The sequence below is a fragment of the Deinococcus peraridilitoris DSM 19664 genome (assembly GCF_000317835.1).
Taxonomy (GTDB): Bacteria; Deinococcota; Deinococci; order Deinococcales; family Deinococcaceae; genus Deinococcus_A; species Deinococcus_A peraridilitoris.
The window spans coordinates 500,300-516,445 of record NC_019793.1; the positions used below are offsets into that span (position 1 = coordinate 500,300).

Annotated in this window: 24 protein-coding genes; all 24 read right to left on the reverse strand. The window is 64.4% G+C overall.

Annotation, left to right across the window (positions count from 1 at the left end):
• Positions 1 to 4: 4 nt before the first annotated feature.
• Complete coding sequence (locus tag DEIPE_RS21910; protein WP_015234385.1) at positions 5 to 610, reverse strand: capsid assembly scaffolding protein Gp46 family protein; 606 nt, start codon at positions 608 to 610, stop codon at positions 5 to 7.
• A 115-nt stretch (positions 611 to 725) separates the two neighbouring features.
• Complete coding sequence (locus tag DEIPE_RS02365; protein WP_015234386.1) at positions 726 to 914, reverse strand: hypothetical protein; 189 nt, start codon at positions 912 to 914, stop codon at positions 726 to 728.
• Positions 911 to 1,654, reverse strand: coding sequence for a phage minor head protein (locus tag DEIPE_RS02370; RefSeq protein ID WP_015234387.1), 744 nt, complete (start codon positions 1,652 to 1,654; stop codon positions 911 to 913). The genes DEIPE_RS02365 and DEIPE_RS02370 overlap by 4 nt, the downstream gene beginning before the upstream one ends.
• Positions 1,651 to 3,021 (reverse strand): hypothetical protein, encoded by a 1,371-nt coding sequence (locus DEIPE_RS02375; RefSeq protein ID WP_015234388.1) that lies wholly within the window; start codon positions 3,019 to 3,021, stop codon positions 1,651 to 1,653. The genes DEIPE_RS02370 and DEIPE_RS02375 overlap by 4 nt, the downstream gene beginning before the upstream one ends.
• Positions 3,022 to 3,035: 14 nt before the next feature.
• On the reverse strand, positions 3,036 to 4,319 hold the full coding sequence (locus tag DEIPE_RS02380) for a Terminase-like family (RefSeq protein ID WP_015234389.1): 1,284 nt from the start codon (positions 4,317 to 4,319) through the stop codon (positions 3,036 to 3,038).
• Complete coding sequence (locus tag DEIPE_RS02385) at positions 4,309 to 4,992, reverse strand: terminase small subunit (protein WP_015234390.1); 684 nt, start codon at positions 4,990 to 4,992, stop codon at positions 4,309 to 4,311. Before DEIPE_RS02385 ends, DEIPE_RS02380 begins: the two co-directional genes overlap by 11 nt.
• A gap of 11 nt (positions 4,993 to 5,003) precedes the next feature.
• The gene (locus DEIPE_RS02390; protein ID WP_015234391.1) at positions 5,004 to 5,198 is read right to left on the reverse strand and encodes a hypothetical protein; all 195 of its coding nucleotides are present in this window, start codon (positions 5,196 to 5,198) and stop codon (positions 5,004 to 5,006) included.
• A gap of 83 nt (positions 5,199 to 5,281) precedes the next feature.
• Complete coding sequence (locus DEIPE_RS02395) at positions 5,282 to 5,755, reverse strand: hypothetical protein (RefSeq protein WP_015234392.1); 474 nt, start codon at positions 5,753 to 5,755, stop codon at positions 5,282 to 5,284.
• The gene (locus DEIPE_RS02400; RefSeq protein WP_015234393.1) at positions 5,755 to 6,129 is read right to left on the reverse strand and encodes a hypothetical protein; all 375 of its coding nucleotides are present in this window, start codon (positions 6,127 to 6,129) and stop codon (positions 5,755 to 5,757) included. The genes DEIPE_RS02395 and DEIPE_RS02400 overlap by 1 nt, the downstream gene beginning before the upstream one ends.
• Positions 6,126 to 6,308, reverse strand: coding sequence for a hypothetical protein (locus tag DEIPE_RS02405; protein WP_015234394.1), 183 nt, complete (start codon positions 6,306 to 6,308; stop codon positions 6,126 to 6,128). The genes DEIPE_RS02400 and DEIPE_RS02405 overlap by 4 nt, the downstream gene beginning before the upstream one ends.
• A complete protein-coding gene (locus DEIPE_RS02410) occupies positions 6,305 to 6,658 on the reverse strand; it encodes a hypothetical protein (RefSeq protein WP_015234395.1) in 354 nt (117 codons plus the stop codon). Before DEIPE_RS02410 ends, DEIPE_RS02405 begins: the two co-directional genes overlap by 4 nt.
• Entirely contained in the window at positions 6,655 to 7,035 is a 381-nt protein-coding gene (locus DEIPE_RS02415; protein WP_015234396.1) for a hypothetical protein, read from the reverse strand. The genes DEIPE_RS02410 and DEIPE_RS02415 overlap by 4 nt, the downstream gene beginning before the upstream one ends.
• Positions 7,035 to 7,409: a hypothetical protein gene (locus DEIPE_RS02420; protein WP_015234397.1), complete on the reverse strand. Its 375-nt coding sequence runs from the start codon at positions 7,407 to 7,409 to the stop codon at positions 7,035 to 7,037. The genes DEIPE_RS02415 and DEIPE_RS02420 overlap by 1 nt, the downstream gene beginning before the upstream one ends.
• On the reverse strand, positions 7,406 to 7,579 hold the full coding sequence (locus tag DEIPE_RS24425; RefSeq protein WP_015234398.1) for a hypothetical protein: 174 nt from the start codon (positions 7,577 to 7,579) through the stop codon (positions 7,406 to 7,408). The genes DEIPE_RS02420 and DEIPE_RS24425 overlap by 4 nt, the downstream gene beginning before the upstream one ends.
• A 259-nt stretch (positions 7,580 to 7,838) precedes the next feature.
• A complete protein-coding gene (locus DEIPE_RS02425; RefSeq protein ID WP_015234400.1) occupies positions 7,839 to 8,708 on the reverse strand; it encodes a hypothetical protein in 870 nt (289 codons plus the stop codon).
• 59 nt (positions 8,709 to 8,767) lie between these two features.
• The gene (locus DEIPE_RS02430; protein ID WP_015234401.1) at positions 8,768 to 9,367 is read right to left on the reverse strand and encodes a hypothetical protein; all 600 of its coding nucleotides are present in this window, start codon (positions 9,365 to 9,367) and stop codon (positions 8,768 to 8,770) included.
• Positions 9,368 to 9,635: 268 nt separating this feature from the next.
• Positions 9,636 to 12,041: a DNA primase family protein gene (locus tag DEIPE_RS02435; RefSeq protein WP_015234402.1), complete on the reverse strand. Its 2,406-nt coding sequence runs from the start codon at positions 12,039 to 12,041 to the stop codon at positions 9,636 to 9,638.
• The gene (locus tag DEIPE_RS02440) at positions 12,038 to 13,912 is read right to left on the reverse strand and encodes an AAA family ATPase (RefSeq protein ID WP_015234403.1); all 1,875 of its coding nucleotides are present in this window, start codon (positions 13,910 to 13,912) and stop codon (positions 12,038 to 12,040) included. Before DEIPE_RS02440 ends, DEIPE_RS02435 begins: the two co-directional genes overlap by 4 nt.
• A 90-nt stretch (positions 13,913 to 14,002) precedes the next feature.
• A complete protein-coding gene (locus tag DEIPE_RS02445; protein WP_015234404.1) occupies positions 14,003 to 14,650 on the reverse strand; it encodes a hypothetical protein in 648 nt (215 codons plus the stop codon).
• A 119-nt stretch (positions 14,651 to 14,769) separates the two neighbouring features.
• Positions 14,770 to 14,937 (reverse strand): hypothetical protein, encoded by a 168-nt coding sequence (locus tag DEIPE_RS23710; RefSeq protein WP_015234405.1) that lies wholly within the window; start codon positions 14,935 to 14,937, stop codon positions 14,770 to 14,772.
• Positions 14,934 to 15,275 carry a hypothetical protein gene (locus tag DEIPE_RS02450; protein WP_015234406.1) on the reverse strand — a complete coding sequence of 114 codons (342 nt, stop codon included), beginning with the start codon at positions 15,273 to 15,275 and terminating at the stop codon, positions 14,934 to 14,936. The genes DEIPE_RS23710 and DEIPE_RS02450 overlap by 4 nt, the downstream gene beginning before the upstream one ends.
• Positions 15,272 to 15,637 carry a hypothetical protein gene (locus DEIPE_RS02455; protein ID WP_015234407.1) on the reverse strand — a complete coding sequence of 122 codons (366 nt, stop codon included), beginning with the start codon at positions 15,635 to 15,637 and terminating at the stop codon, positions 15,272 to 15,274. The genes DEIPE_RS02450 and DEIPE_RS02455 overlap by 4 nt, the downstream gene beginning before the upstream one ends.
• 55 nt (positions 15,638 to 15,692) lie before the next feature.
• Positions 15,693 to 15,872 carry a hypothetical protein gene (locus tag DEIPE_RS02460; protein ID WP_015234408.1) on the reverse strand — a complete coding sequence of 60 codons (180 nt, stop codon included), beginning with the start codon at positions 15,870 to 15,872 and terminating at the stop codon, positions 15,693 to 15,695.
• Positions 15,869 to 16,129: a helix-turn-helix domain-containing protein gene (locus DEIPE_RS02465; RefSeq protein ID WP_015234409.1), complete on the reverse strand. Its 261-nt coding sequence runs from the start codon at positions 16,127 to 16,129 to the stop codon at positions 15,869 to 15,871. Before DEIPE_RS02465 ends, DEIPE_RS02460 begins: the two co-directional genes overlap by 4 nt.
• Positions 16,130 to 16,146 lie beyond the last annotated feature (17 nt).

Below are 16,146 nucleotides of genomic sequence, written 5' to 3' on the forward strand. Positions count from 1 at the left end.
CTCCTTAGGGGACGATGATGCGTTCACCACGCGCGACGCGGGCCTGGTACTCGGCGAATTCCTTGTCGCTCATGGTGGAGAAGTCGACCTTGCCGGTCTGTTGGGTGCCGCCGCCACCATTCGGGGCGGTCGCACCGGCGGATTGCGTGGTAGGCGCGAGGTACGGGTGGTCTTTGAGCAGCGCGTCGACGTTGAGGTTCCCTTCGGCATCGAGGTGCTTGTCGGGATCCATGAGTTTCAGCGCGGCGTCGGCATTCACGACCTTGCCCGTCAAAGCGGCGCGTCGTTCGGCGGCCGTGACGCGGTCCTCTGCGGCTTTGGTTTTCAGCCGTTCGGCTTCGAGGTCAGCCTTGAGCTTCTCCTCGGCGGTCATGGTGGCCTTTTTGCGTTCCTCTTCGACCTGCGTTTCCCACGTCTTGCGTTCCCGTCCGAGGCGCTGGTTGATGATGCGGTCCAGTTCCTCCTGGGTAAACGTCTTTCCACCCTCTGCCGGGGGCGTGCCGGTTTCTGTGGCGGGCGTTGTCCCGCCTCCCTCACCTGGCGTCCCGTCTTCGGGGGGCGCGTTGAAGTGGAGCTTCATCAGGCGGGCGGTCAATGCGTCTTTGAACATGGGTCTCCTCCGCGTTGTGGGGTCGCGTGCCCCGTAGCCAGGCGTTTAGGGCCCGCCCGTACGGCCACGAAGAAACCGCACCCGGAGTGGCGTGCGGTCTGTCGTTGAGATGGGGTTACTCTTTCGGGCTGGTGCGCAGGGTCAGGGTCGTAGTCCCGTCCGGCAGGGTAATCGGCCAGCCAGTGCGCACGTCGACTTCGGCCGTACCGCCACGGATGATGTGCATGCCGTCCACCTGGATGTCGCCCGCGCGGATGCGCTGCGCGATGGCCTCGAGGAAGCGGGCGGTGGCTTCGTTGCTCATGCGTTCTCCCTTCGCCTGTACGTCACCAGGCAGGTGCAGTTGATGACTTCCGAGGCGGGCGCGAGGCTCCCGTCCCGCATGGGCCCGTGTGGGAACATCAAGCCATTGCTGAAGGGTTCGCGGATCTCACGCGTCTGGCCGTTGAGGCGCTGGTGATTTTCCCGGCGTCGTTGCGGGTTGCTGAGGGTGGCGCGCCAGATTTTCACGAGGTCCGCGCCGTCTGCCAGGGCCTTGTCAGCACTGCGGGCCGCGCCGGCGTTGTACGCGTGCGCGAGTTCGGTGCGGACGATTGCTTTGGCGCGGCTGGTGCTGACGCTCGCGCGGTCCTTGAGGAGCTTCACGGCCTGCCGGTGGGGCGTGCCGCGCTCGAGCACCTGGATCAGTACGCTCTGGGCTTCCTGCCGGAAGCGGAGGGTTTCGTTCTGCCAGAACGCCTGGAAGCGCACGTCACTCACCCGCGCGACGTCGAGGGCGTCTTCGGGCAGCACGGCGAACGCGGTGGCGTCGTTGAATTGCTTCACGGCGAGCGCTACCCGTGCGCGAAAGTACGGACTGCTCTCGGGTGGAGTGAGCGCGGCGACGATCATCGCTTCCAGCGTGGTCCGGAGCGTCTCGTAGTACGCGGCGCGCACAGCCGGATCACCGGACTCCAGGGCCATCTGCAGCAGCGCTTCGAGCTGGGTCCAGTCGAGCCGTTGGTAGGCCTGCCGGACGGACCGGATGAACTCGTCCGGCGTCACGCGTCACCCGCCGGTGGGGGTACGCCTGCTGGCAGCGTGAGGTCGGGCAGCGTGTCGCTCTCCTCGGCGTCCTTGGCGCGCTGAATCATGTCGTCCGTGATGTACGTCACGCCAAGGGACTGCAGGCCGGAGAGGGCCGCGCTCTTGGGCAGGGCGCCCTTGCTGTAGGCCTCCACAACGAAGGTGCGCTCCGTCTGCACGTCTTGCGTGAAGCGGGGCATGAGGGTGACGCGCCAGCCGGGCCGCACAAGGCGAGGATCGAGCGCCGCGGCGAGCGTGACCGCTTCAGTCAGCGCGTCAGCGATCGAGGCAGCCAACGCGGAGACAGTCTCGGTGTACGCTTCGCGCTTCTCCTGCAAAGCGATGCCCGTGAGATTCGCGCCGTCCGTACTGGGGATGTTCAGCGCGCTCAGCACGCCCTCCTTGGCGTCCCGGGCATTCTCCCGGTAATCAGAGAGGGGCACCGGGTCAAGGCGTTCGTACGTGCCATCCGTCTCAACCAGGCGCAACTGGCGCGGCCCGACCTTCTTGAGGTTGGCGAGCATCGGGTGCTTCGGGTTGTTTTGAGCGAGGTCAAAGAGCTGGTTGCTCTTCACGACACGCTCCTCGAATCCACCAGTCTCGGCGATGAAGTTCTTCATCACTGTCGCTTTGACGTACGCCCGGAAGGCGCTCATGGCAACCTGCGCGAGTCCTTCAGGCTGCCGGTTCGCGTCCCGCGCGACGATCCGGAAGGCCACCGGGAGGTGGTCCCGCGCGTGCGGCTGCGGGTAGTCCGTCTTGGCTGCCGTGGCGAACTTCGTCCAGTCATCCAGTTCGGTGAACACCTCAAGCAGCCCGGGGGTGTAGCGGCGCACTTCGAACTTCACGCCACTCGCGCGCTTCAGGGTGATGACTTGCACGAGCGCTTCGACGATGTTGCTGTCGCCGTCCTTGAAGATCGGCCATAGGAACCCGGTGAGGGCGCTGATGCTGATCACGCCACGATCGTCCCGGTAGGTGAAGAAAGCGAACTTGCCGCTGCTCAGGCTGTCCGTGCAGCCATCACGAATCAAGTCCCGGGCGATGGGGGCCAGCAAGGCCTGCGGGGTGCCTTCTTCCGGCGCGTCGCCTTCGCCGCTCCACTCCCAGCTCCACTCTCCTCGTGCGAGCGCGGTACCGTAGCGGCCGACGCCGGCGCGAAGCTCGTTGCTGAGGTCCGCGTTGCTCTTCACGAATTCACTGTCGACACCCGGGAAGAGTTCCGTGATGATCACGTCGAGGCCACGACTGCTGATGGCGTCCCGAGTCTGCTGCTCACTGGCGCGGACGCTGGCGATCTGCTCGATTTCGTTCTTGATCAGCTGTGCGAGGATGCTTGGGTCCATGTGCTCACCTCCCTTCAGAGCGTGATGACGCCGCCGCGTTGCTTGCCGAGCAGCAAGCTGAGGATGTAACGCCAGCTGTCCAGGTAGTGGTAGGCGCTTTTATCTTCGATTTCTTCGGTGGGTTCGCCGTCCTCGCCGGTCACGCGGGCGTAACTGTTCAGCTGCTCGATCGTGCCGGTGCAGGTGTCGAACACCCGAATGAGGTCCTGCTTGAGGCCGCCGTACACCCGGTCGATGCCCACCTCAACCTCAGGCACGGCAGGCTCGAGGACCCGCAGGCCCGCGCTGGTGAATTCCTGGCGCCACTGGCCTTCGCTCTTGCTGCCCCCGGCGACCTTCGCGAAGACCGGTTCGCCTTTCTTCAGTTCGGTGGCGTGCTCTTGGGCGGTGCGGCCTCCGGCGAGGTACTCGGCGTAGCAGTACAGCAGGCCACTCTTGGGGTCTTTCGCCCATTTGGTGCCGGCCGTGTTGACCCCCCCGAAATCGAGCCCGAGGTAGCGCGGCCAGTCGCGGGGAATCTCGAAGGGTTCCACGACGTGCTTCTCTTCGTCGAAGACGTCGTAGATCATCCCGGCCGGGCGGGAGAGGAGCCCGCGGTACATCAGGTTGAACTTCCACTCGGGCAGCGTGGCCTTCGCCCGTTCCCATTCGGCCATCGGGAAGCTGGGGTTCATGCGGCTCTCGAAGTTCACGAGTTCCACGGTGGGGTCGCCGTGCTTGGCGCGGTCGTGCAGTTCGGTCTTCAGCCAGCCGAACGCACCGTACGGGGTGGTCGTGACGAGCACCCGGCCCATGTGAATGGAGAGTCGGCGCAAGATGGCTTCCCACGACCCGCGCTTGAACTTCTTCTGCCCGGCTTCGTCGAGCCAGGCGGCTTTGGCCGTGGCGGACTCCAGGCTGTCGGGGTCTTGCGCGTGCCCGAAGAAGATCTGGGTGGGGATGTCCGGGTCGTAGCGGTCCCCGAAGGTCTTGCGCGCGCCGCTTTCGCTGAAGACGAACTTTTTGGTGGGGCTGCCGGTGTACGCCCCGAGGCGCAGCTGCCGATCGAAGAGACGCATGAATTCCGGCCTGAGCTTGAGCTCGAGAAGCGGGAAGGACGGCGCGACCACCAGGTAGTCACCGGGGCCGCGCCGCTGCACTTCCCGGTAGAGCCAGAGTGGTCCGAAGCTGGTCTTGCCGCCCTGCGTGCCGGCGAGGACCAGGATGAACCGGCGCTGCGACTGCCAGGCTTTCCATTGGCCGGTGTGGAGGTTGATCTGCAGTCGGCCGTTCCTGACGCTGGTGAGGTCATGCGTCATCCCTCACGCCTTCCGGGGGAATCACGTCGATGCCGATGACCAGGCCGACATCACCGGAGTGCTCGACTTTGTCAGTGAAGAGCTTGTGGTGACGGCCGATCAGTTCCTTGGCGCGCACGGCGTCGACCAGCTCGAATTCGACGCTGCCGTCCTTGGCTTTCTTGAGCTTCTTGATGACGCTGAGCTGCCCGCGCTCCTCGATTTTCTGCCAGTCGATGACGACTTCGCTTTCGATGACGTGCTCCCGAATCAGGCGCACGCCGTCTGCCGTGTGCGCGACGCGTTCGGCCCCGAAGTGCCCTTCGAGGTCGTAATCGTCGAGATCGTCGACGTGGAGCTTCCTGCTGGCGGCCAGTTCGCGCACCTCGGGGTGGGTGCGGGCGGGCGTCCAGAATTCCCGGCTGACGGGGCTGACGTGGGTGAAGTCACGCATGTCGGCGCGCGCGTCGCGGCTGAGGCGGGCGAGCAGTTCGGTTTTGCCCATCACGAAGTCTTCGAGGATCTCGCTGATGGCCGCGCCGATGTCTTCGCGTTGGCGGAGGCGCCAGCCTTCACGCCGATCGGCGTAGCCGGCCGCGCGGGCCGCTTCGCTGTCGTTGAGGGTCTCGCAGTAGGCGAGGACGAACTTCTTGTGTCGGGGGTTGAGTGCGTCGAGTTTCGGCGTGTTGGTCATGGTCACCTCCTTCAGGGGCGCACGGGTCGCCAGGGCAGGTAATGCGGGGTGTCGTCGGTGATCGGGTGGAAGCCGAGATGGTGGGCTTCCTGCTCGAGGGAGAGCTTGGCTTTGGTGCGGCTGGCAGTCTCGCTGGCGGGGCGGGCTTTGCGGGGGCCGTGGAGGCGGGCCCGTGCAGCGCGCTTTTTGTCTTTGCGTTTGCTCACGGGACCTCCAAAGCGAAAGGCACCCGCGCGGGTGCCTTGTTGTTTCGATCGGGACAATTCTGAACTCTAGTTAAATGGTAGCTTCATCCCGCCTTTACTGCAAGCTCATTTTGTAAGATGTTCAACGCGCTCTCCGCACTGCCGTCGCGCAGCCGCACGGCCAGCGTCAGCACCGCCACGCCGTACCGCACTGCGCGCTCGGTCGGCGTGATCCACCGTCCACCCTCACGCACGAGGGATTGCGGCGCGACGTCCCCCCGAATTCGCTCGAGCATGCGCCCCAGCTGCACTGTCTCCGGGGTGCCGTACCGCACCATCAAGCTGATCTGACGCCCCACCTCCCGCTCGGTATACTCCCCGATCGGCGTCCTGAGGTACGTGACGCGCTCCGGGCCGCACTGGCCGAGCGTGTCGAATTCGCGCTCGTAGTGGTAGCTCGTGCTGAGAGAGTAGGCGCTGGGTGTCTTCACTTCACGCACGTCCCAGGTGCGCAGGGCCCGGTACCAGAACTCAGCGTATAGGCGAGCGGAAAGGCGTTCTGGCAGGGTGAGGGTCATTACATCAGCCTCCGAGGAATGTAGATGGGACGGCGGGAGAGGGTGCGCTGCTGCTGACGCAGGGAGAGGTGAGCAGGCCGGGCCAGCATCGCCGCCTTCGGGTGGACGTAGCCGGCGCGAGGAGCGGGTGGTTCTTCGTCGGCGAGAACACGAAGGCGGTCAAGGCAGGCGCTGGCTGCGCGTGCGATCTTACCCATCGACGCGAACGCCTCGGCCATGTGCCGTATCGTTTCGGCTTGAGCGTCACCCCAGAGCCTCAGGAACAAACGCCACTCCTCGCCGATGGTGCGCGGCTTCATCTCATCAGCGAGCACTGCACCATCGAGCTCCGCCCAGAACTGCTCCTCGGGCAGCTCCCACGGTTCGGGCGTCACCGGCCCCTCCGCGCCGCGCACGGATGGCACTTGAAGTGCCCGAACTGCTCCTCGCTCAGCACACCGCCGCAATGCCGGCAGGTGGACTGAGGGCGAGGCAGGAAGATCGCCTCCAGCTGCCGCTCCAACTCACGCGGGTCTCTCGCTTCGAGGGGCAGCACCAGGTTCACGGCCGTCACGGCTGCCCTTCCCAAGCTCGCGCCGCTGCACGCAGTCGCTCGACCACCTCAAATGAGATGAACGGGCCGACCGGGAATGCGCTGGATTCCCAGAGATCGTCAAGCTCAGGCAGTCCCAGGTGCCGAGGCTTCGACCAGATGTCAGCGATCATGATGACGACCTCGACGCTCTCGTATTCCTCCAGCGGCAGACCGGACTGCTGAGGCTGACAGTAAGCCCTGCTGTGCGCCTGGACGCTCAGCGTGACGTCGCCATACCTCTCGAAGGGGCGAGTATCTGGGCTGCCCAGCATCCGCTGGAGCTGAAACTCCAGGGTGCTGTTCTGAAAAGCGAGATCTCCTGTTGTCATGCTCTCCCCCACTGATCGGCTTCACGCACAAAGCTCTCGAGCGACAGGAGCACTGGCTCCCGGCCCGGCCGGAGCACACGGCACCACCAGGTCGTCTGGCCATTCCAGCGGTGCACCACGACCGGCACCTGTTGCGGCCCGGCGTCCCGCTTGGCCTGCGCGTCCCACTCCGCCAGGCGCTTGGTGCTGAACAGCTGGCAGGTCTTGGTGAACTTCACCTCGAGGTGGAAGCGGTTGAGGCTCGGGCACTTCACGTCGGGGCTGTCCTGACCTCCGGCGTGCTGCTGGCCGCGCTCGGCAGGATGACCCAGGGCTGTGAGGGCGCGCGCCACTTCGCGTTCGCCTTCCTTGCCTTTCAGGCAGCCGTTGACGGGCATCAGCAGGCCCTCGTGTAGAAGTACATGCCGCCTGCGCGGGTCATGATGACGCTGCCGTCATTCACCAGTTGTTCCAGCACCGCACGGAACAACTGGCTGGTCCGGTTGATCTTCAGGCGTTCCGCCATCGCCGTGCGGCTGTGCGGGAATCCGTCTTCGAGGATTGCGCGAATCTGCCGGGTGACGCGTTCCTCGGGGCTCTCCGGACGGGAAGATGGACGGGGAGCGTTGCGGTGGCGGTCGAGCAGTTCGCACCACTCACGCAGGGTTTTGTGTCCGTGGTCGATGACGGCGTGCGGGGTGGTGTGGTTCGTGCCGGCGCAGAATTCCCGGGTGGCAGCACGGACGTAAGGCGGCACAGTTTGGGTGGTCATCGGCCGTTCCTCCAGTGGTCACCCTTGGGCAGGATGTGGCGTTCGAGGTGGCTGAGGCGCGCGGCGTGCTGCTGGGCGAGGCGTTCGGCTTTGCGGGCGCGTGTGTCGGCGCTGACGGCGAGGCTGAGGAGGACGATGAACAGCAGGGCCAGGATGAAGAGGAGTTCCATTTCGTTCAGCTCCTTGTGTGAAGAAACTCATGTTTGGAGTGGAAAGCAGGGGCAGCGGGTCAGGCTGCCCCGAGTGGCCTTCTTATCGGTCCTTGAGCAGAACGCGAATCGTTGTCAATACCAGGGAGTAGCTGCGCCAGGTCCTCTGGCCGTTTATCGCTTGACGGAAGGCACGCGCTTCGGTTCGGTCGATGCGTTGCCAGAAAGAGTTCCGCATAGTGCTCCTTTCAAAAACGCACCCATAAAGGGAAGCGAAGACTCAAGCGGCGCGGCTGCTGGCTTGTTCCTGCAGGTGCAGTCGGCAGTACGCCGCGTGGTCCGAGACGAACTGACGCCACTCCCAGAGGCTGGGGCTCATGCCGCGCTCACGCTGTTGATAGGCGTGCCAGCTCATGCGCTCCAGGGCCGTCTGAGGAGCGAGGTTGCTATCGGAAGACTTGGGCTGTTCGGACATGCTGGCCTCCGTGGGCGCGGTGAGCGTTTCGAGTTCCTGATTCAGGCTGGCCACGACCCCGCGCAGGGTGCCGAGGTCGTGCTGCATCTGACGTCGTTCTTCGTTGAAGGAGCGTTCCCGGGCGATGAACGTCTGGCGCTCCCGGGCAAGCGTGTCGCGCAACCGGGCGAGTTCCTGTTCGTGCGCTTCCCGTTCCCGGACCAGCTGGGCACTGGCGGCCTGCAACTGCCGTTCGAGTTCCCTTGCTTCTGCCTGCACGGCCTCCACTCCAGCTAGGGCCATGTCCATGGCGGTGCGCAGTTCCAGCGTTTCCTGCTCCACGTACGCCGGCACACGCACGGTGGTCTCCTCGAGGACGCTGGCTTCGTAGTTACCCTGCGCGACTGAGCGGGCTTCTTCGTAGGTCGCTTCGAGTTCCCTGACGGGTTTGCCTTCGTGGATCATCTGGGCGAGACGCAGCACCATGGTGGTGCCGTGCTCCAGAATCGCCGCGCCGATATTCTCCTTGTTCTGGTCGTAGCGGTGCCCGGCGAACTCGGTGGCTTTCTTGACGCTCCTGCCGAGATCGGCGTACGTCAGCTTGGTGAAGTACTCGGTGCTGGGGCGGCTGGGTTGAACCTTACGGCCGCGGAGGAGTGCCACGACGTGCGGATCCACGAGTTGCGTGAGGCTCATCGCACCACCTGCTTGGCCAGTTCCGTCGTTTTGTCTGCATTTGTCGTCATGTCATTTCCTCAGAGGATGTGTTCGGGATGGGGGTCCATATCGAGCAGGTGGTACCCGAGCTGTTGGTTGAGGTACCCGACCAGGCCGGAGTAAACGTCGAATTCTTCGGCGAGGCGTCCGTGTTCGGTGTCATCCCAGATGGGCAGGCAGGGGATCTGGGTGGTTTGCGCCAGAGGTCCGAATTCGTCTTCGGGTGGCTGCCAGAGTTTGGGGATGAGTTCCCAGTGGTGTTCGACTTGGGTCTCTTCGGTGCCGTAGGTGCGCCAGGCGTTGATGAGGGTGCCTTGGGCGCGTTCGCGGCTGTAGGGGTACTCGTGGGGTTTGAGGCTTTGCAGCCAGCTGATGGCGCGAGTGAGGCGGGTGTTGTAGCTGGGTGGGAAAGTGATGGTGAAGGGGTTGCCTTGGGTCCATTCGGCGAAGTGGCTGAGGCTGGCGCCCATGTAGAGGTGCCGGCTGTCGTCGTCTCCGCCTTGGGTGGTTTCGAGGGCGTCGAGGATGTCGCAGCGCATCTGGTTGATGAGTTCTTCGGGGCTGGCAGGTCGCTCGAGGGTGGCGGCTCCTGCAGCTGGGGCTTTGGTGCGTTTCGTTTTGCCGGGAGTTATGCCCATGACGACCTCCGTGTGCCGGGTTGTGCCGGGTTGGGGACCGGGTTGTGTGCCGGGTTGAACGCCGTGTTTATCGGGGGTGTGCCGGGTGTGCCGGGTTTTCTTGAGGAAGTCTTCATACGTGCGTGCGCGCGCATATGCGTGTGTCCCGAGTGGTGTCTTTCTTCTTTGCGTGTATGACTTTTGAGAAAGTCGGCACACTCGGCACAAATAGCGCTGGGAGGGCTTCAAACCCGGCACACGAGTCGGCACACAACCCGGCACACCCGGCTCACTCCGCACGGTAGAAGCCCCCTCTCAGGCCAAGACCGAACCAGGTGCGTGGCATCTTGCCCGAGCGGCGTTGTTCGGCTTCCCAACCAAGCTGGCGAAGAGCAGCGGGGAGATCGGTACCGAAGCGGGTGCTACTGACGGCCTTATGCCGCGTGTCTTCGCACCAGCGCAGGTACGCGGCCCAGAGGTCTGCATTGGCGACCGAAACCGCAGGATCACCGATGCAGACCTCCTCCAGGAAGGTGATGAGGCGGTTGCTTTGTTCGACGATCTGCCGCTCGAGACTGTTCTGGCTGCTGACCGGGAAGCGCATGTTGTCAGCGCGCAGGGCCACGAGGCCTTTGACCATCCAGGTCAAGGTGCCGCTGAGGTTCTCCGGGGAGCTGAGGCGCGCTTCGAGGGTGGGGTCGGGGTTCTTGGGCCTGACGTTGAAGGAGACCGGCAGGAAGCGGCGCGTGAGGCTGCTGTTGCTGGCGTCTTCACCGAGGAACGGCAGGACGTTGCTGAGGATGATCAGCTTGGTGTCGAGTTTGGTGATGAAGGCGTCTTTGTTCTTGACGTCGATGCTGATGGGGTCTTCGCCGGTAATGCGCTTGAACGGTAACCAGTCGACGTTGCGTTGCAGCTCGCTGATCACGCAGAGGCGTTTACCGACCAAGGTTCCGACGATGAAGCTGCCGTCACGGATGTTCTCGAGGGCGCTGCTGGTGGCGAGGCTGTACGGGCTGAGACCCCCGAGGGCGGCGCTGATGACGCGGACGAAGGTGCTCTTGCCTGTCCCACCTTCGCCGATGAGCAGCAGGGCTTTCTGGGCGCTGGTGTCGCCCGTGAGGGCATAGCCGCAGTAGCGCTGCAGGATCGCCCGATCGGCAGGGTTGGGCACGGCGGTGGTGAGGAACTCCGCCCATTCGGCGCTGGTCGCTTCAGGGTCCCAGCGGGTGCCGGTCTGTACGACGCTGAAGTACTCGGGGGTGTGCTCGGCGAGCTCGAGGGTGTTGAGGTCGAGGATGCCGTTGGCGCAGTTGAGTTCCCACGGTTGTTGATCGACGCGTGCTTTGCCGATGCCGGGCGTGTGAGCGACTTTCAGCAGGATTTCGTTGAGGTCACTCTTCTTCAGGTCGCACAGGCCGCGTTCCTGCATGACCAGGTCGAGACGTTTGCGCATGGTGGTATCGAGCACTTCGGTGTAGACGCCGTGCTGGTACTCGAACCACTTCTGCCAGTGCTCGTGGTAGGCGTACTCGTAGTTGTGTTCGCGGTTGTACTCCAGGAAGATCGCGGCGTAATCGACCAGGGTGAGCTTGCCGGCCGCGGGAGTTCGTTTCTTCTCCGCAATCTGGGTACCGGCGCCGCGGATGTTGGGCTTGGGTCCTTCCTTGAGGATGATGCCTTGCAATTCGAGCCCGAAGGTCTCGGTGAGGCCCGTCCAGCCTTTGCCGGGCGTTTCGGTGCGGTAGGTGTCCCGTACGGCGCGCAGTCGGTCAGGGAGTTCTTCGTCGTGGGCTTCCTGCGCGAGGTTGCGCACGATGGCGTCGGCGTCCCCTTCGCTGTAGCCGTTCTGTTTGAGCCAGCCGGCGGTGTATAGCGCCAGGTAGTGACGGCCCTGGCCGCTGGGGTGCGCGGTGTTCTTGAGGTCTTTCCATTGCGCGGCGATGACCTTGAGGTCCGCGTCGATGGCCTGGCCGTTGTTGATAAAGGTGCCGTCGGAGGCCGTGCGGGTGTGCTGCTGACGGACCGCGTGAGATTCGAGCACCCCGTCGTCGACGAACGCCGCGGGGTCGGCGTGCCAGACTTCCACGGCGAGGGGGCGCTCGGGGTTCTTGCGGTGGAAGGTGCCGGGAACCCGCAGGATGCGAGCCTGCTCACTCGCGCTGGGGTCGCCTTCGAGGAGGTTGCACAGGCCCCGGCAGTACGCTTCGGTGTCCTCCTGGGTGCTGCGCGCCCGGCGAGCGAGGTACACGTGCAGGCCCTGCCCGCTGTACACGATGGCGCGCGCGGGCAGGTTGTGCTCCTCGAGGATGGCTTGTACGTCATCGAAGGCTTCACGGGCCGCCTGGCGCAGCTCGTCACCCGTCATGTTTTCGACGTCGGTCTGCCCGTCGGTGTAGCGGGTGCCTTTCAGGTCGATTTCGGACCAGACGAGGTGCGTGGGTTGCGTGTCCTTTTTGGTGCCGCTGTTCGCCGCCTGCCCCTCGGGGGTGCGTAGGGCGATGCCGAAGTACGCGGCGCCTTGCATCCATTTCTTGGGCAGGTTGGGCGCGAGGGCTTCGGGGGTGGGCCATTCCATCCAGAGGCGATCGTCGATCTTGCCGCGCTGGCCGAGCAGCCGGAACTCCATGAAGCCCGCTTTGGGCATCATGCCGTCGTACAGGAGGTTGGCCCACTGCCAGAGCGTGAAGGTCATTGTCCGAGCCAGCCTTGAGTGCGTTGGCGCACTTCCTCAGGGCTCAGGTGCGCGCTCGCTTCACTGGAGAGCAGCAGTTGCTTCTGGCTGCGCGTCGCGAGCACTTTCTTCACGCGGCCCACGAAGATGCTCGGTCCATCCTGAGCGCCACGAGAAGCGTTCAGCCAGAACAGGGAGCGCGCCTGGTCAGCGTCTCCCTTGACTTTCGCTTCGTAGGCGACCGTCAGGCGCGAACGGGCGCGGGTGACGCTGGTGTACCACCAGCGCTGTGCATCGAAACTCACCGGGCCACGCTGGTACACGATGACGTGATCCCAGTCGCTGCCTTGCGCTTTGTGCACGGTGATGGCGTACCCGAGCTTCAGCAGGTCCGCGGCTTCCTCGAGGGGAATCGCGATGGTGTCCGCGCCGATCCGGACGATCACGCAGAGCTTCGTGATGCGCTCACGGACCATGCCGTCCGGGTCAGCGACCGCGAAGTCCTCCAGGGTCAGAGCTTCCCGCTCCCGCACGAGCTCCACGGTGTCGGTCTTGAGGGCCACGCCGAGCTGCCCGTTGAAGACGCCGTAGTCGTAATCGTTGGCGCGCACCATGACTTTGTCACCCGCGCGCACTTCCACCTGCTCACCACCCCACGGGCGATACGTGAAGAGCGGGAAGCCCCAGGGATTCACGGCTTCCTGGATTCCCGCATTGAATTCGTCTGCGTCTTCATTGCGCCAGGTGATGACCTGCCATTCACTGGCGCGCTGCCCGAAGGCTTCGACGCTCTCCCCTTCCTGCAAGGCCTTCTCGGCCAGCAGGTCATTCAGGACTTCGCTGAGGTCCCGGGCGACGTGCAGTTCCACGCTGCGGGCGGCGCACTCCCGACCGGCGCGAATGCCCCCGGCGAACTTGACGATGTCGAGCTGCTCCGCCTGACGGTAGTTCCTCTCGAGGTGCACGCGGGGGACACCGAGGGTGATCAGGTCCGTGAAGGGCTGGCCATACCCGACGGGGGGCAGCTGCCCGGGGTCACCGACGAGCACCAGGCGCGCACCGCTCCTGAGGTGCTTCACGACTTCCCACAGCAGGATGGTCGGGATCATGCTGCACTCGTCGACAATCACCACGTCGTACGGCAGGCGCTCTGGTTTGAAGCCCGTGCCGGTGTAGCCCAGCAGGCGGTGAATGGTGCCACTGTCAGCGATTGCGCCGGCCGCGTCGAGCGCCTGGCGGATGCGGTCCGCGGCTTTCCCGGCGAAGGCCATCACGCAGACCTTCAAACCGAGGTGACGGGCGACGTTGCAGCCGGTGGCGATCACGTGGGTCTTGCCGGTACCCGCGTCCCCGGTCATGGCGCTGATCGAGCTGCTGCCCGCCACGATGGACAGCGCGGCGCGTTGCTGCGTCGGATCCAGGCCCCGAAGCAGCGCGTCGATCTCGGGCGTGACGTGGAGGCGCACGGTCGACTCGTGCCCGAGGGGCAGATCCGCAGTCCACTCTGCGAAGGCGACGTCAGCCTGGAGGACTTCAGGCAGCCACACGCGGCCGTGCTCGAGCTCTACCCCGGCATGCTTGTGGTCCGCACCGAACAGATCGAGTTTCTGCCGGGCGGCTTCGAAGTCGCGTTCGTTCATGCTGCCGTCGTGTTCGAGGATGTGCTGGTTGCCCATGGTGTGCCGACGCAGGCTGTTCTGGGATTCGCCGTAGTGATGCCGGGCGATTTTGTCAGCGATGCGGAACCCAACGCGAGGAACGGTCGTAAGGAGGTATGGGTCGAGTTCGATGGCTTCGATGGCGCGGCTTTCGTTGCCTCGACCGAGGTATTTGCGGATGCGGTCTGCGTGTGCCGCTCCGATGCCCACGAGTTGCGTCAAGCGTGTGATCATGGTGTTGGGTCCTCTGTTTGGTGAGTGGAATCGTCAGGGGACGAATCGAGGGAGCAGTGTCTGAACACACTGCTCCCTCGCTCTTGTGGGTCAGGGCATCGCGGCCGCAGCGGAGCTGGCCGCCTGGGGTGGGGGCGCCTGGGTCTGCCCACCGCTCTTCTTCTTCCCGGTGCCCATGGCGTTCAGGGGGATCGCGCCGTCCGCGGCAACCTTGTTGCCTTCCTGGACCTTGCCGTCCTTGTCGGTTTTGGGTTTCATCTGCAGCACGCACTGCTTACCCACGACCTTTTCGCCTTCGAAGGTGATGCCATCGATCGCGATGCTCCAGGGCTTCTGGTTTTCGGGGTTCAGTTTGGGCTTGAGGGTTTCGGGATCCCGCAGGAAGCTGAGGAATTCCGCGACGGGATCGTCGCTGTCTTCATCGACGTGGGGGAGTTCGATGTCGAAGCCTTCGAGGTCGTCTTCGGTCAGCTGGGGTTTGCCGATCAAGGCGGCCATGCGGTTCCAGAAGGCAGACTTTTCGTTGAAGCCGAAGCCTTTGGGGAAGGAAACGAAGTCGGTGAATTCGTCACCGTCGGCGTCTTTCCAGATCAGCATGAGCTTGACGGGTTCTTTGGCTTCGAAGCCGCCTTCGAAGTGACGTGCGACGATCTTCTCGAGTGTCATGACGACGGGGCCGATCGGGAAGGTGACGCGTTCGAAGTCTCCGCCTTGGTTTTTCTTCGGTTTGATTCCCATGCTGTTTCTCCTTGTGCCCTTCGGGGCGGGGCGCCCAGTGGTTGGTGCGGGGCTCGAGTGGCGGATGGTGGCTGTGCGGTCTGCGCGTGCTTTCGGAATGCGCGCCCCTCCGAGTTGGGTCAGTCCCTCTTGAGTTCGTCGGGCAGCAGATTGGGGTTGAGGCCGATGGCGATCAGGCCGCACAGAATGGCGATCAAGAGCAGCAGCCAGCCGCCGTTGGCGAGGGTGCCGATCATCATCGGCAGCACGATGGCGATGGCCAGCAGCCAGTACGAGAGGCGCTTCATCGGCCGGTCTCCACGGGGAGTGGCCGCACCTGCTGAGGGCTGTAGTACCCTTCTGGACTGAGCCGGGTGTCACTGCGGCCCATCAGGCGGTCGATGAGGTCGAACTGGGTGGGGTTGTCGGCGCGCACCTGGTAGGCGTGCACAGTCACGGTGCCGTACGTGTCGAGGTGCCCTTTGATTCGCGTGATGGTTCCGCTGTGCGTATCAAAGACCTTGACGGGCGTGCCGAGTTGCAGGGTGCCCGGGAGGGCAGCGGCGCAACCGTCGATTTCCTTTTCGAGTTCCATCAGGCGAGCGGTGAGGCAGTCACGTTCGGCCAGGAGGTCAGGGCGCATCATCGGCGCGCCTCGAGGCAGACATCACAGATGGCCGAGCCAGGGGTGCCGCAGTCGCTGCAGCGTGCTGTGCGCCGTGCGGCTCTGGCTCCGAGGCCAGCCCAGAATTCCGCGCGGGTGTCGTCCATCACGGGCGTGCCGTTCACGAGCAGCTGCTCGTCCCGGGTGATGGTGACTTCATAGGTGAGGCTGTGGGCGGCGCTGTCGAAGTACGCGCGGTCGGTCAGCAGGACGCTGACGCGCTCCCGGCCCTGGGCAGTCAGACCGCGGGCGACGCGGCTGATCAGCGGGCGGGATGAAGGCGCATTGAGCGCATTTTGTGAACTTTCTAATGTTCTGGGGGCGGTTCCGGCTTGGTATAACATCTTGGTATCTCCTTCTGCCGCGCCTGGGTTGCAGCCCGTAGGGCGCGGCGGTTGCTTAGTCGGCGGCTTGTGCGGCCGACTGCTCACGCAGTTGCTGGGCAGCTGCGGTTTTGCCTTCTTCGCGTTCACGCTTCAGCGCCGAGGCCAGCAGATTCCTGGCCGCTCGAGCAGGGCCGTTCACGGGGTCGGCCCAGGTGACGGTGAAGCGCAGGGGTGGATGCTTCTGACGGGTCATGCGGCTCCCTTCACAGTCTGCCTGTCATCTGTGACGCCTAACAGGTAGTCGGTAGAGCACGAGAAGAAATCAGCGATCTTCACGAGGTTTTCAGGGGCAGGGAAGTGCTTCCCGGACTCCCATTTGGTGACCTCACTGGCGCGGTCACGCGATCCGAGGATGCCCTCCGCAACTGCGAACGTACTGAGTTCGCGCTCGCTGCGCAGGGTGCGCAGGCGTTGCGAGAAGATCGCGCGCGGAGTTGCTGTTTCGAACATGGCTTAACTGTTGCATG